The sequence below is a fragment of the Eubacterium coprostanoligenes genome, from assembly GCF_900167205.1.
Taxonomy (GTDB): Bacteria; Bacillota; Clostridia; order Oscillospirales; family Acutalibacteraceae; genus Eubacterium_R; species Eubacterium_R coprostanoligenes.
In genome coordinates this window covers 53,750-74,615 of sequence record NZ_FUWW01000003.1, presented here as the reverse complement: position 1 = coordinate 74,615, position 20,866 = coordinate 53,750, and the positions used below count along the sequence as shown (strand labels likewise).

The 20,866-nt window shown below is 42.2% G+C and carries 22 protein-coding genes and 2 tRNA genes; 18 read left to right on the top strand and 6 right to left on the bottom strand.

Annotation, left to right across the window (positions count from 1 at the left end; all coding sequences use genetic code 11):
* Window positions 1-41 precede the first annotated feature (41 nt).
* Window positions 42-1,943: an alpha-glucosidase gene (locus B5D29_RS01915; protein WP_242941721.1), complete on the bottom strand. Its 1,902-nt coding sequence runs from the start codon at window positions 1,941-1,943 to the stop codon at window positions 42-44.
* Between the two features lie 232 nt (window positions 1,944-2,175).
* Between B5D29_RS01915 and hrcA the strand changes: the two genes are divergently transcribed.
* The 7 genes from hrcA (at window position 2,176) to B5D29_RS01880 (ending at window position 8,227) form a co-directional block, all read left to right on the top strand.
* The gene (gene hrcA / locus B5D29_RS01910; RefSeq protein WP_078767885.1) at window positions 2,176-3,213 is read left to right on the top strand and encodes a heat-inducible transcriptional repressor HrcA; all 1,038 of its coding nucleotides are present in this window, start codon (window positions 2,176-2,178) and stop codon (window positions 3,211-3,213) included.
* Window positions 3,206-3,739, top strand: coding sequence for a nucleotide exchange factor GrpE (grpE, locus tag B5D29_RS01905; RefSeq protein ID WP_078767884.1), 534 nt, complete (start codon window positions 3,206-3,208; stop codon window positions 3,737-3,739). Before hrcA ends, grpE begins: the two co-directional genes overlap by 8 nt.
* Before the next feature lie 45 nt (window positions 3,740-3,784).
* Window positions 3,785-5,632 carry a molecular chaperone DnaK gene (gene dnaK / locus B5D29_RS01900; RefSeq protein WP_078767883.1) on the top strand — a complete coding sequence of 616 codons (1,848 nt, stop codon included), beginning with the start codon at window positions 3,785-3,787 and terminating at the stop codon, window positions 5,630-5,632.
* A 71-nt stretch (window positions 5,633-5,703) separates the two neighbouring features.
* Window positions 5,704-6,861, top strand: a complete 1,158-nt coding sequence (gene dnaJ, locus B5D29_RS01895) for a molecular chaperone DnaJ (protein ID WP_078767882.1) — start codon at window positions 5,704-5,706, stop codon at window positions 6,859-6,861.
* A 193-nt stretch (window positions 6,862-7,054) separates the two neighbouring features.
* Complete coding sequence (locus B5D29_RS01890) at window positions 7,055-7,357, top strand: hypothetical protein (protein WP_078767881.1); 303 nt, start codon at window positions 7,055-7,057, stop codon at window positions 7,355-7,357.
* A gap of 46 nt (window positions 7,358-7,403) precedes the next feature.
* Window positions 7,404-7,610 (top strand): hypothetical protein, encoded by a 207-nt coding sequence (locus tag B5D29_RS01885; protein WP_078767880.1) that lies wholly within the window; start codon window positions 7,404-7,406, stop codon window positions 7,608-7,610.
* The gene (locus B5D29_RS01880; RefSeq protein ID WP_078767879.1) at window positions 7,604-8,227 is read left to right on the top strand and encodes a CHAP domain-containing protein; all 624 of its coding nucleotides are present in this window, start codon (window positions 7,604-7,606) and stop codon (window positions 8,225-8,227) included. Before B5D29_RS01885 ends, B5D29_RS01880 begins: the two co-directional genes overlap by 7 nt.
* Window positions 8,228-8,271: 44 nt before the next feature.
* Here B5D29_RS01880 and B5D29_RS01875 read toward each other — a convergent pair whose 3' ends face one another.
* The 4 genes from B5D29_RS01875 to B5D29_RS01860 are packed head-to-tail and all read right to left on the bottom strand — an operon-like array spanning window position 8,272 to window position 10,865.
* Window positions 8,272-8,538: a PqqD family protein gene (locus B5D29_RS01875; RefSeq protein WP_078767878.1), complete on the bottom strand. Its 267-nt coding sequence runs from the start codon at window positions 8,536-8,538 to the stop codon at window positions 8,272-8,274.
* Window positions 8,538-8,789 carry a kinase to dihydroxyacetone kinase gene (locus tag B5D29_RS01870; protein WP_078767877.1) on the bottom strand — a complete coding sequence of 84 codons (252 nt, stop codon included), beginning with the start codon at window positions 8,787-8,789 and terminating at the stop codon, window positions 8,538-8,540. Before B5D29_RS01870 ends, B5D29_RS01875 begins: the two co-directional genes overlap by 1 nt.
* Window positions 8,790-8,806: 17 nt before the next feature.
* Complete coding sequence (locus tag B5D29_RS01865) at window positions 8,807-10,075, bottom strand: O-acetylhomoserine aminocarboxypropyltransferase/cysteine synthase family protein (RefSeq protein WP_078767876.1); 1,269 nt, start codon at window positions 10,073-10,075, stop codon at window positions 8,807-8,809.
* A 25-nt stretch (window positions 10,076-10,100) separates the two neighbouring features.
* Window positions 10,101-10,865, bottom strand: a complete 765-nt coding sequence (locus B5D29_RS01860; RefSeq protein WP_242941720.1) for a type III pantothenate kinase — start codon at window positions 10,863-10,865, stop codon at window positions 10,101-10,103.
* Between the two features lie 122 nt (window positions 10,866-10,987).
* On the opposite strand from B5D29_RS01860, the gene B5D29_RS01855 reads away from it, so the two are divergent.
* The 6 genes from B5D29_RS01855 to B5D29_RS08825 all read left to right on the top strand — a co-directional run bounded on the left by B5D29_RS01855 (window position 10,988) and on the right by B5D29_RS08825 (window position 13,057).
* Window positions 10,988-11,063 (top strand) — tRNA-Val (locus tag B5D29_RS01855).
* Window positions 11,064-11,307: 244 nt separating this feature from the next.
* Window positions 11,308-11,616, top strand: a complete 309-nt coding sequence (gene rplU, locus B5D29_RS01850) for a 50S ribosomal protein L21 (protein WP_078767874.1) — start codon at window positions 11,308-11,310, stop codon at window positions 11,614-11,616.
* A gap of 12 nt (window positions 11,617-11,628) precedes the next feature.
* Entirely contained in the window at window positions 11,629-11,946 is a 318-nt protein-coding gene (locus B5D29_RS01845; protein ID WP_078767873.1) for a ribosomal-processing cysteine protease Prp, read from the top strand.
* A gap of 2 nt (window positions 11,947-11,948) precedes the next feature.
* Complete coding sequence (gene rpmA, locus B5D29_RS01840) at window positions 11,949-12,233, top strand: 50S ribosomal protein L27 (protein ID WP_078767872.1); 285 nt, start codon at window positions 11,949-11,951, stop codon at window positions 12,231-12,233.
* Window positions 12,234-12,495: 262 nt separating this feature from the next.
* A tRNA-Arg gene (locus B5D29_RS01835) sits at window positions 12,496-12,572 on the top strand.
* Between the two features lie 359 nt (window positions 12,573-12,931).
* Entirely contained in the window at window positions 12,932-13,057 is a 126-nt protein-coding gene (locus tag B5D29_RS08825) for a hypothetical protein (protein ID WP_278286410.1), read from the top strand.
* Between the two features lie 236 nt (window positions 13,058-13,293).
* Here the strand turns inward: B5D29_RS08825 and B5D29_RS01830 are convergent, their stop codons facing one another.
* Window positions 13,294-14,754: an Lsa family ABC-F type ribosomal protection protein gene (locus B5D29_RS01830; protein ID WP_078767871.1), complete on the bottom strand. Its 1,461-nt coding sequence runs from the start codon at window positions 14,752-14,754 to the stop codon at window positions 13,294-13,296.
* Between the two features lie 993 nt (window positions 14,755-15,747).
* Here B5D29_RS01830 and B5D29_RS01825 point away from each other — a divergent pair.
* The 5 genes from B5D29_RS01825 to B5D29_RS01805 all read left to right on the top strand — a co-directional run bounded on the left by B5D29_RS01825 (window position 15,748) and on the right by B5D29_RS01805 (window position 20,765).
* A complete protein-coding gene (locus B5D29_RS01825; protein ID WP_242941719.1) occupies window positions 15,748-16,095 on the top strand; it encodes a DUF5301 domain-containing protein in 348 nt (115 codons plus the stop codon).
* Between the two features lie 156 nt (window positions 16,096-16,251).
* Window positions 16,252-17,526, top strand: a complete 1,275-nt coding sequence (gene obgE, locus B5D29_RS01820; protein WP_078767870.1) for a GTPase ObgE — start codon at window positions 16,252-16,254, stop codon at window positions 17,524-17,526.
* Complete coding sequence (locus B5D29_RS01815) at window positions 17,526-17,912, top strand: Mini-ribonuclease 3 (protein ID WP_078767869.1); 387 nt, start codon at window positions 17,526-17,528, stop codon at window positions 17,910-17,912. The genes obgE and B5D29_RS01815 overlap by 1 nt, the downstream gene beginning before the upstream one ends.
* Window positions 17,913-18,102: 190 nt before the next feature.
* On the top strand, window positions 18,103-18,399 hold the full coding sequence (gene rpsO, locus B5D29_RS01810) for a 30S ribosomal protein S15 (RefSeq protein ID WP_078767868.1): 297 nt from the start codon (window positions 18,103-18,105) through the stop codon (window positions 18,397-18,399).
* Between the two features lie 179 nt (window positions 18,400-18,578).
* Window positions 18,579-20,765 (top strand): polyribonucleotide nucleotidyltransferase, encoded by a 2,187-nt coding sequence (locus B5D29_RS01805; protein ID WP_078767867.1) that lies wholly within the window; start codon window positions 18,579-18,581, stop codon window positions 20,763-20,765.
* The last annotated feature ends 101 nt before the right edge of the window (window positions 20,766-20,866 follow it).

Here is a 20,866-nt window from a genome sequence, read left to right as displayed (position 1 = left end):
ATAAAACCGCCATAATGCGTTTGCACCATGGCGGTTTTCGTTTATTTTACCTTGTAAATGTTGCCCTCAAACGGCTTCAAAATGTCGGTTTTGTTTTCGTTTGTGGAAAGAATTAAGTCGTAATTGTAAATGCCTGTCGGTCTTGGCTGCGGAGTTTTGCCGAGATTGAGTTCGATGTAATATTTTTCGCCCTCGTATTCTCTGAAATAGCAGTAAACAGGTGCTTTGTTTGTTGTTGCAGGGATGAAATCACCGTAAACAAGTGCCTTTGTGTCTTTGCGGAGCTTGATTGCTTTTTTGAAGAAACTGAGCACGCTGTCATCACGGCTTGCTTCGTCCTCTGCGTTGTAAACTCTGTAGTCGTTGTTGATTTTGAGCCACGGCTTGCCTGTTGTAAAACCTGCGTTTTTGCTGTCGCTCCATTGGAACGGAGTTCTTGCATTATCCCTTGAACCGATTGAAGCAAGTTTGAAATATTTTTCTCTGTTCTTGCCTTTTCTGATTGCGTCTTTGTAGAAATTGATTGACTGCACATCGTTCATTTCTTCGATTGAGTCAAATTCCACATTCGCCATTGCGAGTTCCTGACCTTGATAAATGTACGGTGTTCCACGCAAAGTCATTTCGATAAGTGCACAAACCTTGGCGATTTCATCACGGTACGCACCCGACCTGTCGGTTCTTGAAACGACTCTTGGATTGTCGTGATTTTCAAAGAAAACAGTTGGCCAGCAGTGATTTGTGTACTCTGTTTGGAATGTTTCAAAGTTTTCCATAACTTTGTACATATCCTGCTCGTAAGGGTCGTATGCAGTGTGACCTTGGTTGATTAAGAAGTCAAAGTTAAATACGGTATCAAGCTCGCCTCTGAAATCTGCGGTGAGCATTTTGTCCATCTCGATTCCCGCACCGCCACATTCACCAACGGTGTAAACATCGTAGTTGCCGAATGTTTTTTCTCTCATCTCGTGCAAGAATTCGTGCAAGCGTGGACCGTAGAAATAGTATTCTGCGCCTTTGTATCCTGTGAGCATGCCCATAAATGCGTTTGCTTCCGGCAGTCCTTCGGTCTTGCTGATGAAGTTGATTACATCCATTCTGAAACCGTCAACGCCTTTGTCAAGCCACCACAACATCATTTCGTACACGCTTTGGCGAACTTTCTCGTTTTCCCAGTTCAAGTCCATTTGCTTTTTGGTGAAAAGGTGAAGTGCCCATTGGTTGAGATTTTCGTAGTAGTTCCACGCAGAACCTTTGAAGAGAGAAACCCAGTTGTTCGGCGGAGTGATGCCTGCATCGGTTGCGTCACGCCATATGTAGTAATCGTGGTATGGATTGTCCTTGCTCTTGAGTGCTTCCTTGAACCATTTGTGCTCATCGGAAGTGTGGTTCACAACAAGGTCAATAACGAGTTTCATATCTCTTGCGTGAATTTCCTCAAGTAATTTGTCAAAGTCCTCCATTGTGCCGAACTCTGCCATGATTTTTTGATAGTCACGGATGTCGTAGCCGTTGTCATCGTTTGGACTGTCGTAAAACGGACTGCACCAAATTGTGTTTACGCCCAAATCCTGAAGATAGTCGAGCTTTTGACGAATACCGTTTAAGTCGCCGATTCCGTCACCGTTGCTGTCATAAAATGAACGAGGGTAGATTTGATAAACGATTGCTTCTTTCCACCATTTTTCGGTCATTTCACCTTGGTCGGTGATAACCTCGTCTTTTTCGAGATTGAGCATATCGCAAACCATTTGCACGGTCTTTTTGTCAAGAAGTCCGGCTGTTGCGGTTGTGAGCGTTTTAAATTTCAGCTTGCCCATAATCCCCGAATTGATTAAATCTGTCGGCAAACGCAAAACGAGAAAAAGTTTTTCTATAACATCTTTTGCCATAGGGTTAACCATGGCTTCTTTTAATGTTGTGTTTGGCGTGATTTTATTCATGCCCACACCTCCCCTTTAATATATAAATTTTATACATCTTTATAGTAGCACACTCAAAATGGGATTTCAAGAAAAATGCAAATTAGCACTTCGCACTATAAAATGCTAACAAAATGTGAATTTTAGAAATTTTTTCAAAAAAAGTGTTGACAAATGAACTTTTGGGATATAATATAATAAATGTAGTTAGCACTCGGGCACAAAGAGTGCTAAACAAAAAGGAGGCGAGGATATGATTGGCAACAGAAGATCGGATATATTGAATTTGATTATTAATCATTATATTCAAACAGGCGAGCCGATGGGTTCAAAAACACTTTGCCGGTTGCTTCCTTATGCAGTTTCCTCCGCTACAATAAGAAATGAGATGGCGGCTCTCGGTGAGCTTGGATTTTTGCAACAGCGACACACATCGGGCGGCAGAATTCCGACAAACGCTTCTTATAGATATTATGTAGACAATTTACTTGTGCCAAAGCCACTCACACCGTTTGAAAAGCAAAAGATAAATCAGGTGTTGAGTGTCAACGCGTCCGACCCCGAAAGATTGCTTGCCGATGCGGCAAAACTTTTGTCAGAGGCAACGGGATGCACTTCGTTTTTCTCAACGGTCAAGGATGAATATGATTGTGTGCAGGGTGCTGATTTGATTCCCGCAGGTGAAAAAAAGGCAATGCTCGTTATGCTCACGGTCGGAGGCAAAATTAAGTCCTCGGTCATTCAAATGCCGTGCAGGATAGATGACAATTTCAGACGGCTGTTTTATGTGCTGGCAAGGGAATTTTTTATCGGTGTTCCGGTAAACGAAATCAATATGTCGCTCATTCAGTCAACAGCGCCTGTGCTTCGTGACAGATTGTTTGATATGCTTCCGGTGTTGTCGTCGTTTTGCTCACTTTGCAAAGAAGCGAGCGAGGGCACACTTCAAATCTACGGTCAAAACAATTTGCTCAAGCAAGAGGAATTCGGCGAATCGGTGTTCGGACTTCTTACATTCCTTGCAGAAAAGACAAAACTTGAAGATATGCTCACGCAGATTGCAAAGAGCAAAATTCAAAACGCTCTTTTCCTCGGAGAAGAAAATCCGATATACGAGCTTAAAAACACAGCCACAGCGGTTGCAAAGTTTGAATATTATGATGACCAGCTTGCAACTCTCGGCATTATAGGCTCATTGAGAATTGATTATAGCTCTATTCTTCCGAGAATAGATTATATAGTAAAAACCTGTTCTGATTTGTTAAAGGAGGGTGGAGTAATATATGAGTAAGAAAGAAACCAAAGCAAAAGAAAATAAAGAACAAAACACTTCTGCCGAAACAGAAGAAAAGGCAGTTGATACCGAGGTTGAGGAAACAAAAGAGCCAACCGTTGAAGATCAGCTTGCAGATGTGAAAAAACAGCTTGCTTATACGGCTGCTGAATATGCAAATTTCAGAGCGAGATCGGCAAAGGAAAAGGAACAAACTTATTCCAATGCAAAGGGCAATGTAGTTGCCGAGATTTTGCCTGTTATTGATAACCTCGAAAGAGCACTTAACCAAGACGGGGAAGATTTTGAGGCGCTCAAAAAGGGTGTTGAGATGACGCTTGAAGGTTTGATGTCGGCTCTTTCAAAAATCGGCGTTGAAGCCTATGGCGAAAGCGGTGAGAGCTTTGACCCTAACTTCCATAATGCAGTGATGCACATTGAAGATGACGGGCTTGAAGAAAATGTAATCACCGATGTTTTCCAAAAAGGATACAAAATCGGCGACCGAGTTATCAGACCTGCTATGGTAAAGACAGCCAACTGATAACAAACCAAATTAGTAATTATTCAGAAAAGGAGATATTTTATTATGGGAAAGATTATTGGTATTGATTTAGGTACAACAAACAGCTGCGTTGCAGTAATCGAAGGCGGCGAACCGGTTGTTATTTCTAACGCAGAGGGTGCAAGAACAACTCCTTCTGTTGTGGCATTCACAAAGGACGGCGAAAGAATGGTAGGCGCTGTTGCAAAGCGTCAGGCTATCACAAATCCGGACAAAACAATTTCTTCAATCAAAAGACATATGGGCAGTGACTACAAGGTAGACATTGACGGCAAGGACTACACTCCACAAGAGATTTCTTCAATCATTCTTCAAAAACTTAAGGGTGATGCAGAGGCTTATCTCGGTCAAAAGGTAACAGAGGCTGTTATCACAGTTCCTGCTTACTTCACAGACTCACAGCGTCAGGCAACAAAGGACGCCGGCAAGATTGCAGGCCTTGATGTAAAGAGAATTATCAACGAGCCTACAGCTGCCGCTTTGGCTTTTGGTATTGATAAGGAAGACGACCAAAAAGTTATGGTATACGACCTCGGTGGCGGTACATTCGATGTATCTATCATCGAAATGGGCGACGGTGTTCAGGAAGTTCTTGCAACAGCAGGTAATAACCACCTTGGCGGTGATGACTTCGATAAGAGAATTATGGATTGGCTTATTGCTGATTTCAAGGCACAAAACGGCATTGACCTTTCAGCAGATAAGATGGCTATGCAGCGTGTAAAGGAAGCAGCAGAAAAGGCAAAGATTGACCTTTCAGGTATGACTCAGGCTCAAATCTCACTTCCGTTCATCACAGCAGACGCAACAGGTCCAAAGCACCTCGAAGCAACTCTTACAAGAGCAAAGTTCAACGAAATGACAGCAGACCTTGTTGAAGCAACAATGGGTCCTGTTCGCCAGGCAATGAAGGATTCAGGTCTTTCAATGAACGACCTTGACAAGATTCTCCTTGTTGGTGGTTCAACTCGTATTCCTGCAGTTCAGGAAGCAATCAAGAGCTTCTCAGGTAAAGAACCGTTCAAGGGCATCAATCCTGATGAATGTGTTGCTATGGGTGCCGCAATTCAGGGCGGTGTTCTCAACAACGATGTTGACGGCTTGGTACTTCTTGATGTTACACCACTTTCACTCGGTATCGAAACAATGGGCGGTGTAAACACAGTTATCATCGAGCGTAACACAACAATTCCTACAAAGAAATCACAGATTTTCTCAACAGCCGCAGATAACCAAACTTCAGTAGAAGTTCATGTTCTTCAGGGTGAGAGAGAATTTGCAAAGGATAACAAAACTCTTGGTATGTTCCACCTTGACGGTATTATGCCGGCTCGTCGTGGTGTTCCGCAGATTGAAGTTACATTTGATATTGATGAAAACGGTATTGTTCATGTAAGTGCAAAGGATCTCGGCACAGGCAAGGAGCAAAATATCTCTATCACAGCTTCTTCAAATATGTCAAAGGATGATATTGAGAAGGCTGTAAGAGAAGCAGAGCAATTTGCAGAAGAAGATAAGAAGAAGAGAGAAGCCGTTGATATCCGCAACAACGCAGACCAAATGGTATATCAAACAGAAAAGATGCTTTCAGAAGATGCAGACAAGTTCTCTGCAGATGACAAGAGCGCTCTTGAAGCAAAGCTCAACGACCTCAAGGAAGCATTAAAGGGCGACGACACAGACGCTATCAAGGCAAAGCAAGAGGATCTCACAAACAAGTTCTATGAGGTTTCTCAAAAGGTATATGAAGCAGCACAGGCAGCACAAAATGCACAGGCAGGTGCTCAACAGCAGGCAGACCCTAATGCACAACAGCAGGGTGGCAACGCAGGCTACACAGACGCTGATTATACAGAGGTTGACGACAACTAATAAAAATCAATAAGCAGGACGGGGTGGCTTCGGTCACCCATTCTGTGATATAATAGGAGGGCAATCAATTTATGCCTGAACAAAAAAGAGATTACTATGAGGTGCTCGGTGTACAAAAGGGCGCAACAAATGACGAAATCAAAAAAGCGTTTCGTCAGGCTGCAAAAAAATATCATCCCGATTTGAACAAGGACGACCCATCAGCAGCTGAAAAATTCAAGGAATGTAACGAGGCTTACTCTGTTTTGTCCGATGCAGATAAAAGAGCAAAGTACGACCAATTCGGCTTTGCCGGCGTTGACCCTAATTATGCGGCAAGCCAAGGCGGATACGGCGGCGGAGCAGGTGGCTTCGGCTTTGACGGCGATATAGACCTCGGCGATATTTTCAGTAGTTTCTTCGGAGGCAGCGGAGGCTTCGGCGGATTTGGCGGAGGCAGAAATCCAAATGCTCCGCAACGAGGCAGAGATATTCAAACAACCGTTACCATTTCTTTTGAGGAGGCTGCAAAGGGTTGCAAGAAAACCGTTGAGGTGTCAAAGGTAGAGGATTGCTCAAAGTGTCACGGCACAGGTTGTGCAGAGGGCACAAGTCCAAAAACCTGTACACAGTGTGGCGGCAGCGGTCATATTACCGTTCAGCAAGGCTCCGGATTTTTCCAAGTCAGCTCAACAAGACCTTGTCCAACCTGTAACGGCACAGGTAAAATTATCGACAAGCCTTGCACCAAGTGTGCAGGCAGAGGTAAGGTTCGCAGAAAAACAAAGGTCGACATCAACATTCCTGCCGGCATTGATAACAATCAGGTTGTTACTGCAAGAGGCTTGGGCGATGCCGGTATAAACGGCGGACCTGCGGGCGACCTTCGAGTTGGTGTTATTGTTGAGGATCACAAGGACTTTATCCGTGACGGCTACGATATTCATTACGAAAAGCACATCAGCATTGTTGAGGCTTGCCTCGGCGTTAAGGTGCGTATTCCAACTCTTGACGGTGATGTTGAATATTCCGTTCCGTCGGGAACACAACCAAACGAAGTGTTTAGACTCAAGGGCAAAGGTATTCAGCGACTTAACAGCGTTTCAAGGGGCGACCTTTATGTTCATATCGTTGTTGATATTCCAAAGTCACTCACCGAGGAACAAAAGAAGTTACTTAAAGAATTTGACAAGTCCTATGTTGCCAATAAGGGCAAGGAAGGCTTCTTTGACAAATTCAAGAAAAAATAAAATTTCAAATCAAAAGACAGAACCGATTTTGGCTCTGTCTTATTTTTTTGCGTTTTTATGCTTTTGTTGTTGCATATAGCGAATATCAGATGTCCGCAAAATAACACGCTTGGTTGCAGGGGCATATTATGTAATGTAATATAGAAGCTGTCCCCGAGGGTGCTGTGCACCTTTATTTGAAAGGAGCGAAAGCGTGAACAGCTTGGCGCAAATTATCATAACCGTCGGTGCGGTGGTAACGGCTTGCTTAACTGTTTTCGGTGTGTGCAAATCGCTTGCAGGATATATTTATTCGCTGAAAAATAACTCTCGAATGCAGTCGGAGCGAAACACCGCACAGGATAAGGCTATTGCAAGGCTAAAGGAAGAAAATCAGCTTATTTGCTACGGACTTTCCGCCGCACTTGACGGCTTGGAACAGCTCGGTGCAAACCACTCCGTACCGATTGCCAAAAACAAATTGCAAAAATATTTAAACCAACAGGCACACAAGTGATTTATGAGCCGTGACAACTTGAATTTTATTTTAAAGGAGGACAAATATGACTTGTACAAAGACAACATTAAAACGAGCAGGGCGAACTTTTATTCAGTCTGCGCTTGCTTATATCACGGTCAATGTGATGTATATCAATTTTACCGATGACAAGGTGAGCGTAAAATCTGCAGTAACAGGTTTGCTCATTGCGGCGGTGTCCGCAGGGATTTCCGCTGTGATGAACCTTGAAAAGAAAGAGGGCGAATGTTGATGACATTTGAAAAATGGGTGAGCCAAAATCTCGGTAAAAGCATTGATTATGACGGCGTTTACGGAGTTCAGTGTGTTGACCTTGCAAAGCATTATATCAAGAATGTTCTCGGGGTGAAGCCTGAAAGCATAGGCAATGCAATTGAATATTACAACAAACGCAAAACGAGTGAGTACCTCACAAAGAACTTTAAATGGATTGACAACACGGCGGAGTTTGTTCCGAAAAAGGGCGACCTTTGCGTGTTCACATCAAGAAGCGGAAACGGTCACATTTCTGTTGCGACGGGCGAGGGAACAACCTCGTATTTTTATTCTTACGACCAAAATTTTCCAAGAGCAAAGCACGAACCGATGACCCTTGTCAAGCATAGCTACACTTCGTTTTTGGGTGTTCTTCGACCTAAAAAGAAGAAAAGCACGGTAAAATGCTTTAAGAGCTATAAGGGTGACAGTCTGAGCATAGTTGATGCTTTGGAGGCGATTGGTGCAAAAAGCGATTTTGATTATCGAAAAAAGATTGCCGTTAAGAATAAAATCAAAGATTATAAGGGTACACCCGAACAAAATGAAAAAATGCTTGCGTTACTCAAAAAAGGAAAATTAATTAAGCCGTAAAAATAGCCCCACCGAATAGAATCGGTGGGGCTTACTTGTTTTGCTTATTCTTCTATGAGGTTGTTTTCTCGGAGTTGTTCAATGAATTTTTCAACATCGGCTTTTGCTCTTTCTTCGTCAACATCGTATTCGGAAGTAACCTTTTTTACGACTTCGTCAACGGTGGTGTCTTTGAGCAATGCGTTCCAAAAAAACGCTCCGCTTTCGTTGAGGGTAATCATTCCGTTGAATATTTTTTCTGCATTGCCAACTGGAACAACAATGTCCGAGCCTGCAATGTTTCGCACGGTGAAGCCTTTTTTAATTTTCATCAGCCTTTAAGCCCTCTCTCTTGTCTGTCCATATCTTCGATAACAATATCGTAGATTTCGCCAAGACTTCTGCAATATTCCAAAACTTTCCACGGCTCGTTGGTGTGGTAGTGGATTTTGATTAAATCCTCGTCACCGACTGCGATGAGGCAGTCGCCCTTGAAGTGCTCCACAAAGTAATCGTTGATTACGTCCTCGTCAAGGTCTGTGCCCTCGATGAGAAGCTGAGTGTCGTATCTGTATTCAAGCATTGTAAAATCTCCTTTGGTTAAATTTTGTTGAGTGCTTGCTCGATGTCTGCGATGATGTCCTCTGCAGCTTCGATACCGCAGGAAAATCTTACCAAGTCAGGTGTAACACCGCATTCTGCAAGTTGCTCGTCTGTCAACTGACGGTGAGTTGTTGATGCAGGGTGCAGGCAACATGTTCTTGCATCTGCAACATGGGTAACAACGGCTGCCAATTCAAGGCTGTCCATAAATGTTGTTGCCGCATTTCTGCCACCCTTAACGCCGAATGAAACAACACCGCAAGTGCCGTTTGGCATATATTTTTGAGCAAGTGCGTATTGGCTGTCGCTTGGAAGCATTGAACACTTAACCCATTCGATTTTTGGATGATTTTCAAGATACTCTGCAACCTTTTTTGCGTTTTCGCAATGTCTTTGAATTCTCAAATGCAATGATTCAAGACCGACATTCAAAAGGAATGCTTCGTTTGGTGATTGAACAGAACCCAAATCTCTCATAAGCTGAACGGTTGCTTTTGTGATGTATGCGCCTTTGCCGAATGTGTCGGTATAAACAACACCGTGGTAGCTGTCGTCAGGAGTTGTGAGTCCCGGATATTTGTCGTTTTGAGTCCAGTCAAAATTACCGCTGTCAACGATTGCACCGCCGATTGTTGATGCGTGACCTTCCATATATTTTGTTGTTGAATGTGTAACAATGTCAACGCCGAAATCAAATACACGGCAGTTGATAGGTGTTGCAAATGTGTTGTCAACGATGAGCGGAATTCCGTTCTTGTGAGCAACCTTTGCAAATGTTTCGATGTCCAAAATATCAAGGCTTGGGTTAGAAATTGTTTCGCCGAAAATTGCCTTTGTGTTTGGCTTGATGGCAGCTTGGAGTTCTTCCTCTGTTGCGGTTGGTGAAACGAATGTGAAATCAATTCCGAGCTTTCTCATTGTGACATTGAAAAGATTGAATGTTCCGCCGTAGATTGCAGATGATGACACAATGTGGTCGCCTGCCTGTGCAATGTTGAACACTGCATAGAAGTTTGCTGCCTGACCCGAGCTTGTGAGCATTCCTGCCACACCGCCCTCAAGAGCCGCTATTTTTGAGGCAACATTGTCGCAGGTTGGGTTTTGAAGTCGTGAATAAAAATATCCGCTCTTTTTCAAATCGAAAAGGTCGCCCATCTCGGCACTGCTGTCGTATTTGAATGTTGTTGATTGAACAATCGGTATAACTCGTGGTTCACCGTTTTTTGGTTTGTATGTGCCTTGCACACAAATAGTATCAAGCTTCATTTTAATTGTCCTCTCTAAAAAGAAATTATTTGTTTTTGTTATATATAATTCGCAGTCCGTCAATCAAAAGATTTTCATCAATTATCATATCGTGACTGCAATTTTTTGCTATTGATTTGCCAAGACCGCCTGTGACAACAACCGTTGCCTTTTCGCCGAGTTCTTGCTCAAATTTGTCAATGAGTCCGTCAATCATACACGCTGTGCCGATGACGCATCCCGATTGCATACTCTCGATTGAATTTGTGCCGATGATTTTTTTCGGTGCTGCTATGTCAATCTGCGGAAGCAAAGCTGCACCTGCTGTTAATGCGTTGATGGATGTTTTCACGCCTGTTGTGATTGTTCCGCCCAAGAAGTTGCCGTCTTTGTCGAGCACCGAGCCTGTGGTTGCAGTGCCCAAGTCAAAGATGATTGTCGGCTGCGGATATTTTTCTTTTGCCGCAACCGCACCCACAACAAGGTCTGCACCAAGCTGTGCCGGGTCATCAATTTTTATCGAAAGTCCTGTCTTTATTCCGGGACCGACAACTATTGCATTCACCTTGCAAACGGTGTAGATTGCTTTTTTCAGCGTGGTAACAAGTGCCGGAACAACCGAAGAAATGATTGCACCGTCAATTTGTATGTTGTTGTGCAAATTCAAAAAAGAATATATCTTCATTGCACATTCGTCTTCTGTTTCGTATATATTGGTGGAAACCCTGCCTGAACTGACAAGTTCCTCACCGTCAATAACGCCAAGCACGATGTTGGTATTGCCCACATCAACTGCAAGTAACATAGTCATTACCTCACTTTAAATTGTATCTAATATATATTATCATATATGTTTCGCTTTGTAAAATAAAAAATTATTAAATTTCTATTGACAAATGAAAAATTTATGCTATAATAAATGTCGTTGACCACGGAAGCATAGCTCAGCTGGGAGAGCATCTGCCTTACAAGCAGAGGGTCACAGGTTCGAGCCCTGTTGTTTCCACCAAAAAACATAGACACTCTTTTGAGTGTCTATGTTTTTTTATTGAGTGATTTAGGTGCTCGAACCTTGGGAAGGTTTCGACACCGTAGGGGCGAACTGTGTTCGCCTATAAATAAATTATTCAATTTACCTCTTGACATTTTACTTTATTCTGCTATAATAATTAAGCCGCATATTATGGGCAGTAAGAAATACACCTCGGTGCGTTCGCCTATCGTAGCGAGACTTATGAAGGAGAGTTATTACTATGTACGCAGTTATCGTAACAGGCGGAAAGCAGTACAAGGTATCTGAAGGTGATGTTCTTTACATCGAAAAGCTCGATGCAGAAGCAGAAGCAAAAATCACTTTCGATCAGGTTCTTGCAGTTGGTACAGACAAGGGTCTTAAGGCAGGCAAGGATTGCGCAAAGGCTACTGTTGACGCAACAGTTGTTAAGAACGGCAAGGGCAAGAAAATCACTGTTTTCACCTACAAGCCAAAGAAGAACGAAAAGCGCAAGATGGGTCACAGACAGCCTTACACAAAGGTTGAGATCACAAAGATTAACGCTTAATTGTTTGATTTAATGATTAACAGAATAGAATTTTTCAAAAGCGGTGATATGCTTACAGGATTTGAATGCAAAGGTCACACCGGATTTGCCGACGAGGGCAATGATGTTTTGTGTGCATTCATCAGCAGTGCATGTTATCTCACGGCAAACACAATCACGGATGTTATCAAACTTGATGCCCGTGCTTCTGCTTCCGACGGATATATGTCATTGCGCATCAAGTCATCACCGGAAAAGGCGCAGGATATTCTCAACGGTTTGGTTCTTCATATGACGGAACTCCAAAAAGATTATCCTCAAAACATAAAAGTAACTATATCGGAGGTGTAATTATGCTTAAGCTTAATGTACAACTTTTTGCTCATAAAAAAGGTATGGGTTCTACAAAGAACGGCAGAGACAGCGAATCAAAGCGTTTGGGCGCAAAGAGAGCTGACGGTCAGTTCGTACTTGCAGGCAACATCCTTTATCGTCAAAGAGGCACACACATCCACCCTGGTACTAATGTAGGTATCGGCAAGGACGACACACTTTTTGCTCTCGTAGACGGTACAGTTAGATTCGAAAGAATGGGCAAGGACAGAAAAAAGGTTTCTGTTTACCCAGTTGAGCAGTAATTGACAGATTCATCCGCAGTCGCAGGATTGCGGATGTTTTTTGTTTGCTCGGTTGACAATCGGGCAGAATATAATTATAATTAAAATTGTCGCAAAGATAATGACAAAACGAATTGAATTTCGTTTTCTTGCAAAATATGTCTCCGTAGCTCAGTAGGATAGAGCGACTGCCTCCTAAGAATATGTTATAACGACCGCCTTTCGGGCAAAGGCGATTGACATTGAGTAAGTTTGTACCTATAATTGAATAGATTTTAAAGATGTTTCCGTAGCTCAGCTGGATAGAGCGACCGCCTCCTAAGCGGTAGGTCGGGTGTTCGAATCACCTCGGGAACGCCAAAAACTCCGCCGGAAAACCCAGTAAAATCAAGGGTTTCCGGCGTTTTTTCATTTTTACGGAAAAAGAGAAAAATCGAGAAATTCACGGATTTTCATTAGCAAATTCACCGTCAGCTAATGGAAATTAGAACTAATGTCGTCCGCCTTTCAGGTGGACGGCTTGCTAATAAAAATTAGCAGGATTTTCGCTATTTTGCTAATGAAAATGCCCTCTCTGCTAATTGAAGAAAAAAACGGAAAAAATTTTTGCTAATGGACAAGGCGGTTGTTACCCTGTTAATTCGTTCATTTAGGGGTGGTCAAGCGACAATCGCACACTACCTCTATGTCCTTTATTATTATATAATTGCGGTAAAGTGTTGCAATCACTTATCCGTTTGAAGAACAGCCTGATAGCACAAGGCAGATACACGGACGCAGTAGATGATATTCTTTGCAAGGTGCTTTCAGCCAAGAAAAGAAAGTTCAAAATCAAATATATCTGAACACGAATAAAGACCGCCTACACTTTTGTAAGCGGTCTTTGCTAATTTTAGAGTAAATCCGACAAACTGGAATTTGAGTCTCTGTAAAGCTGGAATTAACCCATACAATTATTTTAATTTAGAGGTTCTTACGCAATTATCCGTATTTTGTAATTTTTCAATACTGGAATGCCAGTGTAAATCAGCATTCTCCATTTTTATTAAAGCGAAAAACGTAAAATTGCGGAAGAACCAATTTAGATATTCACAATTTTACTTGCCACAGTATCTCGAAAAACACTGTCATGTTCTACCAGGAGCATGGTCGGGGCAAACTCCGTTATGAGTTGTTCAATCTGCATACGTGAGTACACATCAATAAAGTTGAGCGGTTCATCCCATACATACAAGTGTGCCTTTTCACAAAGGCTTTTCGCAATTAGGACTTTCTTCTTTTGCCCGCCAGAAAAGTCTTTAATATCCTTTTCAAACTGTACACGCTCAAAGTCCATTTTCCTAAGAATTGCCTTGAACAAACTTTCATCAAGGTTGTTTTCTTCTGCAAACTCGGAAAGGGTTCCACATAAATACGATGTATCCTGTGGCACATAAGAAATTACAAGCCCAGAGCCAAGTGTTACTGTACCCGTATAATCTATGGACTGCCCGACTACCAACTTTAACAGGCTACTTTTGCCACTGCCGTTCTTTCCATCAAGCACAATGCGTTCTCCCTGTCTTATTTCAAACGAAACGGGTTCACAAACTGAAATGCCATCATAATAAACTACTACATTCGATAATGATGCAATCAAATCTGTATGGTAATTAAGCGGTTGTATCTTGAGTGCTTCTGCGGTTTCCACATTTTTCAGCAATGCTGATTTTTGTTCGATTGTCTGTTGTTGTCTCGCTTCTATAGATTTTGAACGCTTCATCATTTTGGCGGCTTTATGACCGACATAACCTTTATCTCCTGCCCCAATTTTGGAAGCTTCTACACGTTCAGACCATACTGCAGAGCGTTTTGCCGACTGCTGTAATCGTCTGATGTCCTTTTGCAAACGTTCGTTCTGAGCCAGTTCAAATTCTTGCTGTCGCTCAAAATTTGACATCCATGATGAAAAGTTTCCTCTTTGCACTTCGATATTCGCTCGGTTAATCGATAGAATATGGTCAACACAATCGTCAAGAAAGCGACGATCGTGAGAAACTAAGATGAATCCCTTTTTCTTTTTCAGATATGTCGCCACACTTTTTCTCGCTTTGGCATCCAAATGGTTGGTAGGTTCATCAATCAGTAGGAAATGCCCTTCATTAAGAAAAAGAGCGGCAAGCAAAACCTTTGTCTGCTCTCCGTTGGAAAGTGTTTCAAAAGGTCGCCAAAGCACATCGACATCAACATCAAGATAAGAAAGTTCTCGCATAAGTTCCCATTCTTCCGCAAGTGGGCAAACCTCCTGCAATATATCCTCTGTAATACGATTCTTATCTGAAACGGGATAAGGAAAATAATCAAACTGTACGGATGATAGGATTTTTCCGCTATACTCATATTTCCCAAGCAGAAGATTCAGAAAGGTTGTTTTACCTCGTCCGTTTCTGCCCACAAAACCAAGCTTCCAATCGGTATCAACCTGGAAACTGACATTTTCAAAAACATTATCATAACTTGTCGGATATGAAAACGTAAGGTTTTCAATTTTAATCATTGACATAAATATTATCCTCCTTTGCCTGTCATACGATATAAAGTCGGTTCGGTGAATGTTTACTCCGTATAGATTTCACCAAAAGGAACCGACACTATACGGAGTGAATCATGTGTAACTATCTGATCTGCACTATTCATAAAGCACCTCCAAAACAAAATAAGAGCCGCAAGAAAGTTTATCCTTGCAGCTCGTCATAGCATAATAACACCACTAAGCAAAAGTGGCAACAGCACTATATTGAGTAAGATAGACATATAACTTTCTTGCAATAGACACAATAATGCCAAAGTATAGCACTACCGCATATTTTGATTTTATTTGCAAGAAAAGTTAATCATCTTTCCACCTCTTTCTAAATTCTAAAACATTATACCATAAATTGCAGGCAAATACAAGTGGTTATAAAAATTTAACAAATCGCTTATAATACAATCATATAACTTTACTCATTCCTTACTGACCGTAAAATTCAAATTTGTCTTTCTCTTAATTTCCTATTATACACCAAAATTATGAATATTTCTACCCGCCGTCTATTGACATCAAATAATTTGAAATACGGCGGTATAAATACAACTCATATTCCCATATTTCTTTGCATTTGCTAATACCTTGCTAAAAGGAAGGCAAAAAACCACGAAAAATTAGCAGGTTTTGGACGAGAATTTATTGACAGCAAAACCTCGGAAAAGCCAGTAAAATCAAGGTTTTTCGGGGATTTGCAGGGAGTCAAAAATGCCCCTCGGGGGCTTCTCCTAAGCAGTAGGCCATCGGTTCGATTCCGGTCGGGGATGCCAAAAGCCGAAAGTCTTAAATTTTTAAGACCCTCGGCTTTTTTGTTTGTTTAAAGTTTGAGTTAATCAATTTATATTGTAAAAATTCTTTATAAATTCTTTGACAGATTTTTATTTTTTTATGTTATAATAAAGAAAATCAGTAAAGGAAAATGTATTTATGAAAAAATGTTTTTCTGTAATAATCTGCGTTGCTTGAATATTGACTTTATTTGCTTGCGGTAAAAAAGCAAATCCTATTATATTGCCTCAAAGCAGTGATGTTGTTTCTGTTGATGTAATTGACGGTGAAAACACGGTGAACTCTTCGGATAAAACTTGGATTGATGAAGTGATAAGCGGTCTTTCCGATTCCAAACAAACGAATAGGGAGAGCGTTCAGGATTCCCCTCATGTTAATGATTATATAAGGATTGAAATTAATTCCCAAACAGAAAAGACTACTGTTTTTGTGTATAAGGATAAAGGCAAATTCTATATTGAACAGCCGTATAACGGGATTTATATTATTGACAGTGATTTATACAAAATGTTTTGGGAACTTTATTGATGTTTGATACTTTTGCGGTACAAAAGCCTTGAAATCGGGGTGGGTGTTTGTTATAATATAAAAAATATTTGGTATAATGATACCGATGATAATGATATATGAACATGAACTTTGGGGTTGTCATAATTGACAGCCCATTATTAAAATGGTGATAATATGTTTGTAGATATTGCGAAAATAAAAATCAAAGGCGGCGACGGCGGTGCCGGTGCGGTTGCCTTTCACAGAGAAAAATATGTTGCGGCAGGCGGTCCTGACGGCGGTGACGGCGGAAAGGGCGGAGATGTTGTTTTTGTAGTTGACGACAATCTTGCAACTCTTGCCGACTTCAGATATAAGCGAAAGTATTCTGCACCAAACGGCGAGGGCGGAAAAGGCGGTCGTTGCAACGGCAAAAAAGGTCAAGACCTCGAAATCAAAGTGCCTCGTGGCACAATCATCCGTGAAGCAAACAGCAAGGCTGTTATGGCGGATATGAGCAAAACGGAGCGTTTTGTTGCCGCAAAAGGCGGAAAAGGCGGATGGGGCAATATGCACTTTGCAACTTCAACCCGTCAGGTTCCTCGTTTTGCAAAACCGGGTGTTCCGGGCGAGGAGTGGGAAGTTAGCCTTGAACTTAAACTTCTTGCGGATGTCGGTCTTGTCGGCTATCCGTCAGTCGGCAAAAGTAGTCTTATTTCTGTTGTTTCACAGGCGAAGCCGAAAATCGGCGATTACCACTTCACAACTCTTGTGCCGAATCTCGGCGTTGTAAGTATGGGCGAGGGCAACAGCTTTGTTCTTGCCGATATTCCGGGACTTATCGAGGGTGCAAGTGAGGGCGTTGGTTTGGGTCATCAGTTCCTGCGCCATGTTGAGCGTTGCAGAATGCTCATTCACATTGTTGATGTCAGTGGCAGTGAGGGCAGAAATCCGATTGATGATTTTGAAAAAATCAACGAGGAACTCAAAAAATTCAATCCCGACCTTGCGGAGCGTCCTATGATTGTTGCGGGCAACAAGATTGATATGGCAGAGCCTGAACAGATTGAAGAGTTCAAAAAATATGTCAACGATAAAGGCTATGAATACTATTCTATTTGTGCGCCGATTATGGAGGGCACAAAAGAATTGATGAATGTCACTTGGAATATGCTCAAGGAGCTTCCTCCGATTAAGGAATACGATGTTGAGGAAATTCCGCTTGAGTCACTCATTCCGGAGGATGACAACAGCTTCAAGATTACTCAAGAGGACGAGGGCTACTACCTTGTTGAGGCGAAGTGGTTCCCGAGAGTTCTCAAGGGTATTGATGTCACCGACTACGAGGCACTTCAGTATATGCAAAGAGTGCTTGAAAAGAGTGGCGTGTTTGACGCATTAAGAGAGAAAGGGATTCAAGAGGGCGACATTGTCAGCCTTTATGACATTGAATTCGAGTATATTCCGTAATGAGATTTACAGATAAAGAAGCACATCCAAACGAACTCAGTCCGCTTAACCTTGCGTTTATCGGCGACTGCATTTATGAAATGCTTGTGCGTGAAACCTTGGTGCTTGATGCAAACCGTCCCGTAAATGATTTGCACAAGGAAAGCGTAAAATTTGTGTCGGCAAAGGCTCAAACATTGGCTTATGACAAAATCAAGGATGTTCTCACCGAGCAGGAAACCGCAGTGTATAAGCGTGGCAGAAATGCCAAGGTGGGGCATAATCCAAAATCCGCAAGTCAGGGTGAATACCACATCGCAACAGGTGTTGAGGCACTTTTCGGATATTTGTACCTCACCGAGCAGGATGACAGAATTAAAGAATTGTTTGGAATTATAACCGAATAAAAGTATTAAACTCAAAATTTCGGAATTGATAAGGATAAAAATAATTCTTTACAAATCCGATTTTGTGTGATATAATCTTTTTGCTTAATGCGGATGACTCGGTTCTGGGGGCAAGTCGGATACGACATACACCGAGCCCACTACTGTGTTTTTCGCAATGCAAATATTATTATGAAAGGTGATTTTAATTATGACACAGGCAGAAAAGCAAGCTATTATGGCTGAATACGCTACTCACGAGGGTGACACAGGTTCTGCACAGGTTCAGGTTGCTGTTCTCACAAAGAGAATCAACGAACTCACAGAGCACCTCAAGGTTCACAAGAAGGACCATCACTCACGCAGAGGCCTTCTCAAGATGGTAGGTCACAGAAGAAACCTTCTTGCTTACATCTACAAGAAGGATATTAACGAATACCGTGCACTTATCGCAAAGCTCGGCATCCGTAACACTCTTGAGCGTAACATGGCTGAAAACGAGGACTAATAATCCGTTGGCAAGTGATACCTGTTTGGCATCGCTTGCCTGTTTGTTTTTGATTCCAAAGGAGGAGCAAACAATAGTAGTAAATTGAGGGCGTAATTGCACAGATTTATGCCTTGAGTTTATTACTATTGCCCTCCTTTTGATATATAATAAAAATATTAATTTAGAGAGGTAAAAGTATGTTTTTCAAGAATTTTAAAGTATGGGAAACAGAGCTTGCCGGCAGAAAACTTACCCTTGAAACAGGTAAGATGGCAGGCCTTGCAAACGCATCAATCCTTGCTCGCTATGGCGAAACAGAGGTTTTGTGTAATGTAACAGCTTCGGCAAAGCCGAGAGAGGGCGTTGATTTCTTCCCACTCAGCGTAGACTACGAAGAAAAAATGTATTCGGTTGGCCGTATTCCGGGCTCATTCCAAAGAAGAGAGGGCAGAGCTTCCGAAAAAGCTATCCTCACATCTCGTTGCATCGACCGTCCTATCCGTCCTTTGTTCCCAAAGGATTTGAGAAACGACTGTTCGGTTGTTGCAACAGTTATGTCTGTTGACCCTGACTGCTCACCTGAAATCACAGCTATGATCGGTGTATCTGCTGCAATCGCAATTTCGGATATTCCATGGGACGGTCCTATTTCAGGCGTAAATGTCGGTCTTGTTGACGGTCAAATCGTCATCAACCCGGGTCTTGATGACAGAGCAAAGAGCGACCTTGTTCTTACAGTTGCTTCAACAGCAGACCTTATCGCTATGATTGAAGCAGGCGGTAACGAAATCAGCGATGAGCAAATGTTTGACGCTATTATGGCAGGTCACGAAGAAAATAAGAAGATTGTTAATTTCATTCAGGGTATTGTTGATGAAATCGGCAAGCCAAAGTTCGCTTACGAATCATCAGATCCTGATCCTGAAATCCTTGCTCAAATCGAGGACTTCTGCATTGAGGATGTTAAGAAAGCACTTGACACAGACGACAAAAATGTTCGTGATGAGGCTCTTCTTCCTATTTATGATGCAGTTCACGAGAAGTTTGACGAGCTCTTTGAGGGCAACGAGGGCAAGATTGACGAGATTATGTATCTTGTTCAAAAGCATGTTGTTCGTGCTTGGCTCAAGGATGAACACAAGAGAGTTGACGGCAGAGGTATTGACGAGATTCGTCCTCTTAATGCCGAAATCGACCTTCTTTCAAGAGTTCACGGTTCAGGTATGTTCACAAGAGGTCAAACACAGGTACTTTCAGTTGCAACACTCGGTCCTATGAATGATGCACAAATCCTTGACGGTCTTGATGAGCAAACAGAAAAGAGATATATCCACCACTACAATTTCCCATCATATTCAGTTGGCGAAACAAAGCCGTCAAGAGGCCCTGGCAGAAGAGAAATCGGTCACGGTGCTCTTGCAGAAAAGGCACTTGTTCCTGTTCTTCCGTCTGTTGATGAGTTCCCATATGCTATCCGTGTTGTATCAGAAGTTCTTTCTTCAAACGGTTCAACATCACAGGGTTCAATCTGTGGTTCAACTCTTGCTCTTATGGCAGCAGGTGTTCCGATTAAAGCTCCTGTAGCAGGTATTTCTTGCGGTCTTATCACAGGCGATGAGGGCGTTTACGGCGACTTTATGACAATGGTTGACATTCAGGGTCTTGAGGACTTCTATGGCGATATGGACTTCAAGGTTGCAGGTACAAAGAAGGGTATCACTGCAATTCAGATGGACCTTAAGGTACACGGTCTTACTCCTGAAATCATCAAGGAAGCTTTTGCAAAGACACACAAGGCAAGAAATTACATTCTTGACGAAATTATGCTCCCTGTTATCAGCGAGCCTCGTAAGGAACTTTCAAAGTACGCTCCAAAGATGTACACACTTCAAATCGACCCTGACAAGATTGGCGATGTAATCGGCAAGGGCGGCAAGGTTATTCAGGAAATTCAGGCTGAATATGAAGTTAAGATTAACATTGAAGAAGACGGCAGAGTATTCATTTCAGGTGTTGACGCAGAAAAGTGCGAGGGTGCAGTAGGCGTTGTTAAGCTTATCGCAACCGATCCTGAAGTTGGCGCTTTCTACAATGGTGTTGTTACAAGAATTATGAACTTCGGTGCATTTGTTGAGATTGCTCCGGGCAAGGAAGGTCTTGTTCACATTTCTCGTCTTGATGTTAAGAGAACAGAAAAGGTTGAGGATGTTGTTAATGTTGGCGATTCAATCATCGTTAAGTGCATTGAGATTGACGACCAGGGCAGAATCAATCTTTCAAGAAGAGATGCTTTGATTGAACTTGAGGGTATGACACCTGAAAATGATATTGAAGAAGCTCCTCGCAAGTCAAGAAGAGATAATCGTCGTGGCGACAGAAGATAATTAAATATCAAGTTTATTACAGCTTTCCTTGCTTGCAGGGGAAGCTGTTTTTGAATTGAGCAACACCCTCGCTTTGTTCAAAAATTGTTTGCTTGATTATG

What these genes read in the sequence shown, in the direction of transcription:
- B5D29_RS01915 (WP_242941721.1), bottom strand. Translation starts at nt 1,943, where the DNA reads ATGAATAAAATCACGCCAAACACAACATTAAAAGAAGCCATGGTTAAC.
- hrcA (WP_078767885.1), top strand. Translation starts at nt 2,176, where the DNA reads ATGATTGGCAACAGAAGATCGGATATATTGAATTTGATTATTAATCAT.
- grpE (WP_078767884.1), top strand. Translation starts at nt 3,206, where the DNA reads ATGAGTAAGAAAGAAACCAAAGCAAAAGAAAATAAAGAACAAAACACT.
- dnaK (WP_078767883.1), top strand. Translation starts at nt 3,785, where the DNA reads ATGGGAAAGATTATTGGTATTGATTTAGGTACAACAAACAGCTGCGTT.
- dnaJ (WP_078767882.1), top strand. Translation starts at nt 5,704, where the DNA reads ATGCCTGAACAAAAAAGAGATTACTATGAGGTGCTCGGTGTACAAAAG.
- B5D29_RS01885 (WP_078767880.1), top strand. Translation starts at nt 7,404, where the DNA reads ATGACTTGTACAAAGACAACATTAAAACGAGCAGGGCGAACTTTTATT.
- B5D29_RS01880 (WP_078767879.1), top strand. Translation starts at nt 7,604, where the DNA reads ATGTTGATGACATTTGAAAAATGGGTGAGCCAAAATCTCGGTAAAAGC.
- B5D29_RS01875 (WP_078767878.1), bottom strand. Translation starts at nt 8,538, where the DNA reads ATGAAAATTAAAAAAGGCTTCACCGTGCGAAACATTGCAGGCTCGGAC.
- B5D29_RS01870 (WP_078767877.1), bottom strand. Translation starts at nt 8,789, where the DNA reads ATGCTTGAATACAGATACGACACTCAGCTTCTCATCGAGGGCACAGAC.
- B5D29_RS01865 (WP_078767876.1), bottom strand. Translation starts at nt 10,075, where the DNA reads ATGAAGCTTGATACTATTTGTGTGCAAGGCACATACAAACCAAAAAAC.
- B5D29_RS01860 (WP_242941720.1), bottom strand. Translation starts at nt 10,865, where the DNA reads ATGACTATGTTACTTGCAGTTGATGTGGGCAATACCAACATCGTGCTT.
- rplU (WP_078767874.1), top strand. Translation starts at nt 11,308, where the DNA reads ATGTACGCAGTTATCGTAACAGGCGGAAAGCAGTACAAGGTATCTGAA.
- B5D29_RS01845 (WP_078767873.1), top strand. Translation starts at nt 11,629, where the DNA reads ATGATTAACAGAATAGAATTTTTCAAAAGCGGTGATATGCTTACAGGA.
- rpmA (WP_078767872.1), top strand. Translation starts at nt 11,949, where the DNA reads ATGCTTAAGCTTAATGTACAACTTTTTGCTCATAAAAAAGGTATGGGT.
- B5D29_RS01830 (WP_078767871.1), bottom strand. Translation starts at nt 14,754, where the DNA reads ATGTCAATGATTAAAATTGAAAACCTTACGTTTTCATATCCGACAAGT.
- obgE (WP_078767870.1), top strand. Translation starts at nt 16,252, where the DNA reads ATGTTTGTAGATATTGCGAAAATAAAAATCAAAGGCGGCGACGGCGGT.
- B5D29_RS01815 (WP_078767869.1), top strand. Translation starts at nt 17,526, where the DNA reads ATGAGATTTACAGATAAAGAAGCACATCCAAACGAACTCAGTCCGCTT.
- rpsO (WP_078767868.1), top strand. Translation starts at nt 18,103, where the DNA reads ATGACACAGGCAGAAAAGCAAGCTATTATGGCTGAATACGCTACTCAC.
- B5D29_RS01805 (WP_078767867.1), top strand. Translation starts at nt 18,579, where the DNA reads ATGTTTTTCAAGAATTTTAAAGTATGGGAAACAGAGCTTGCCGGCAGA.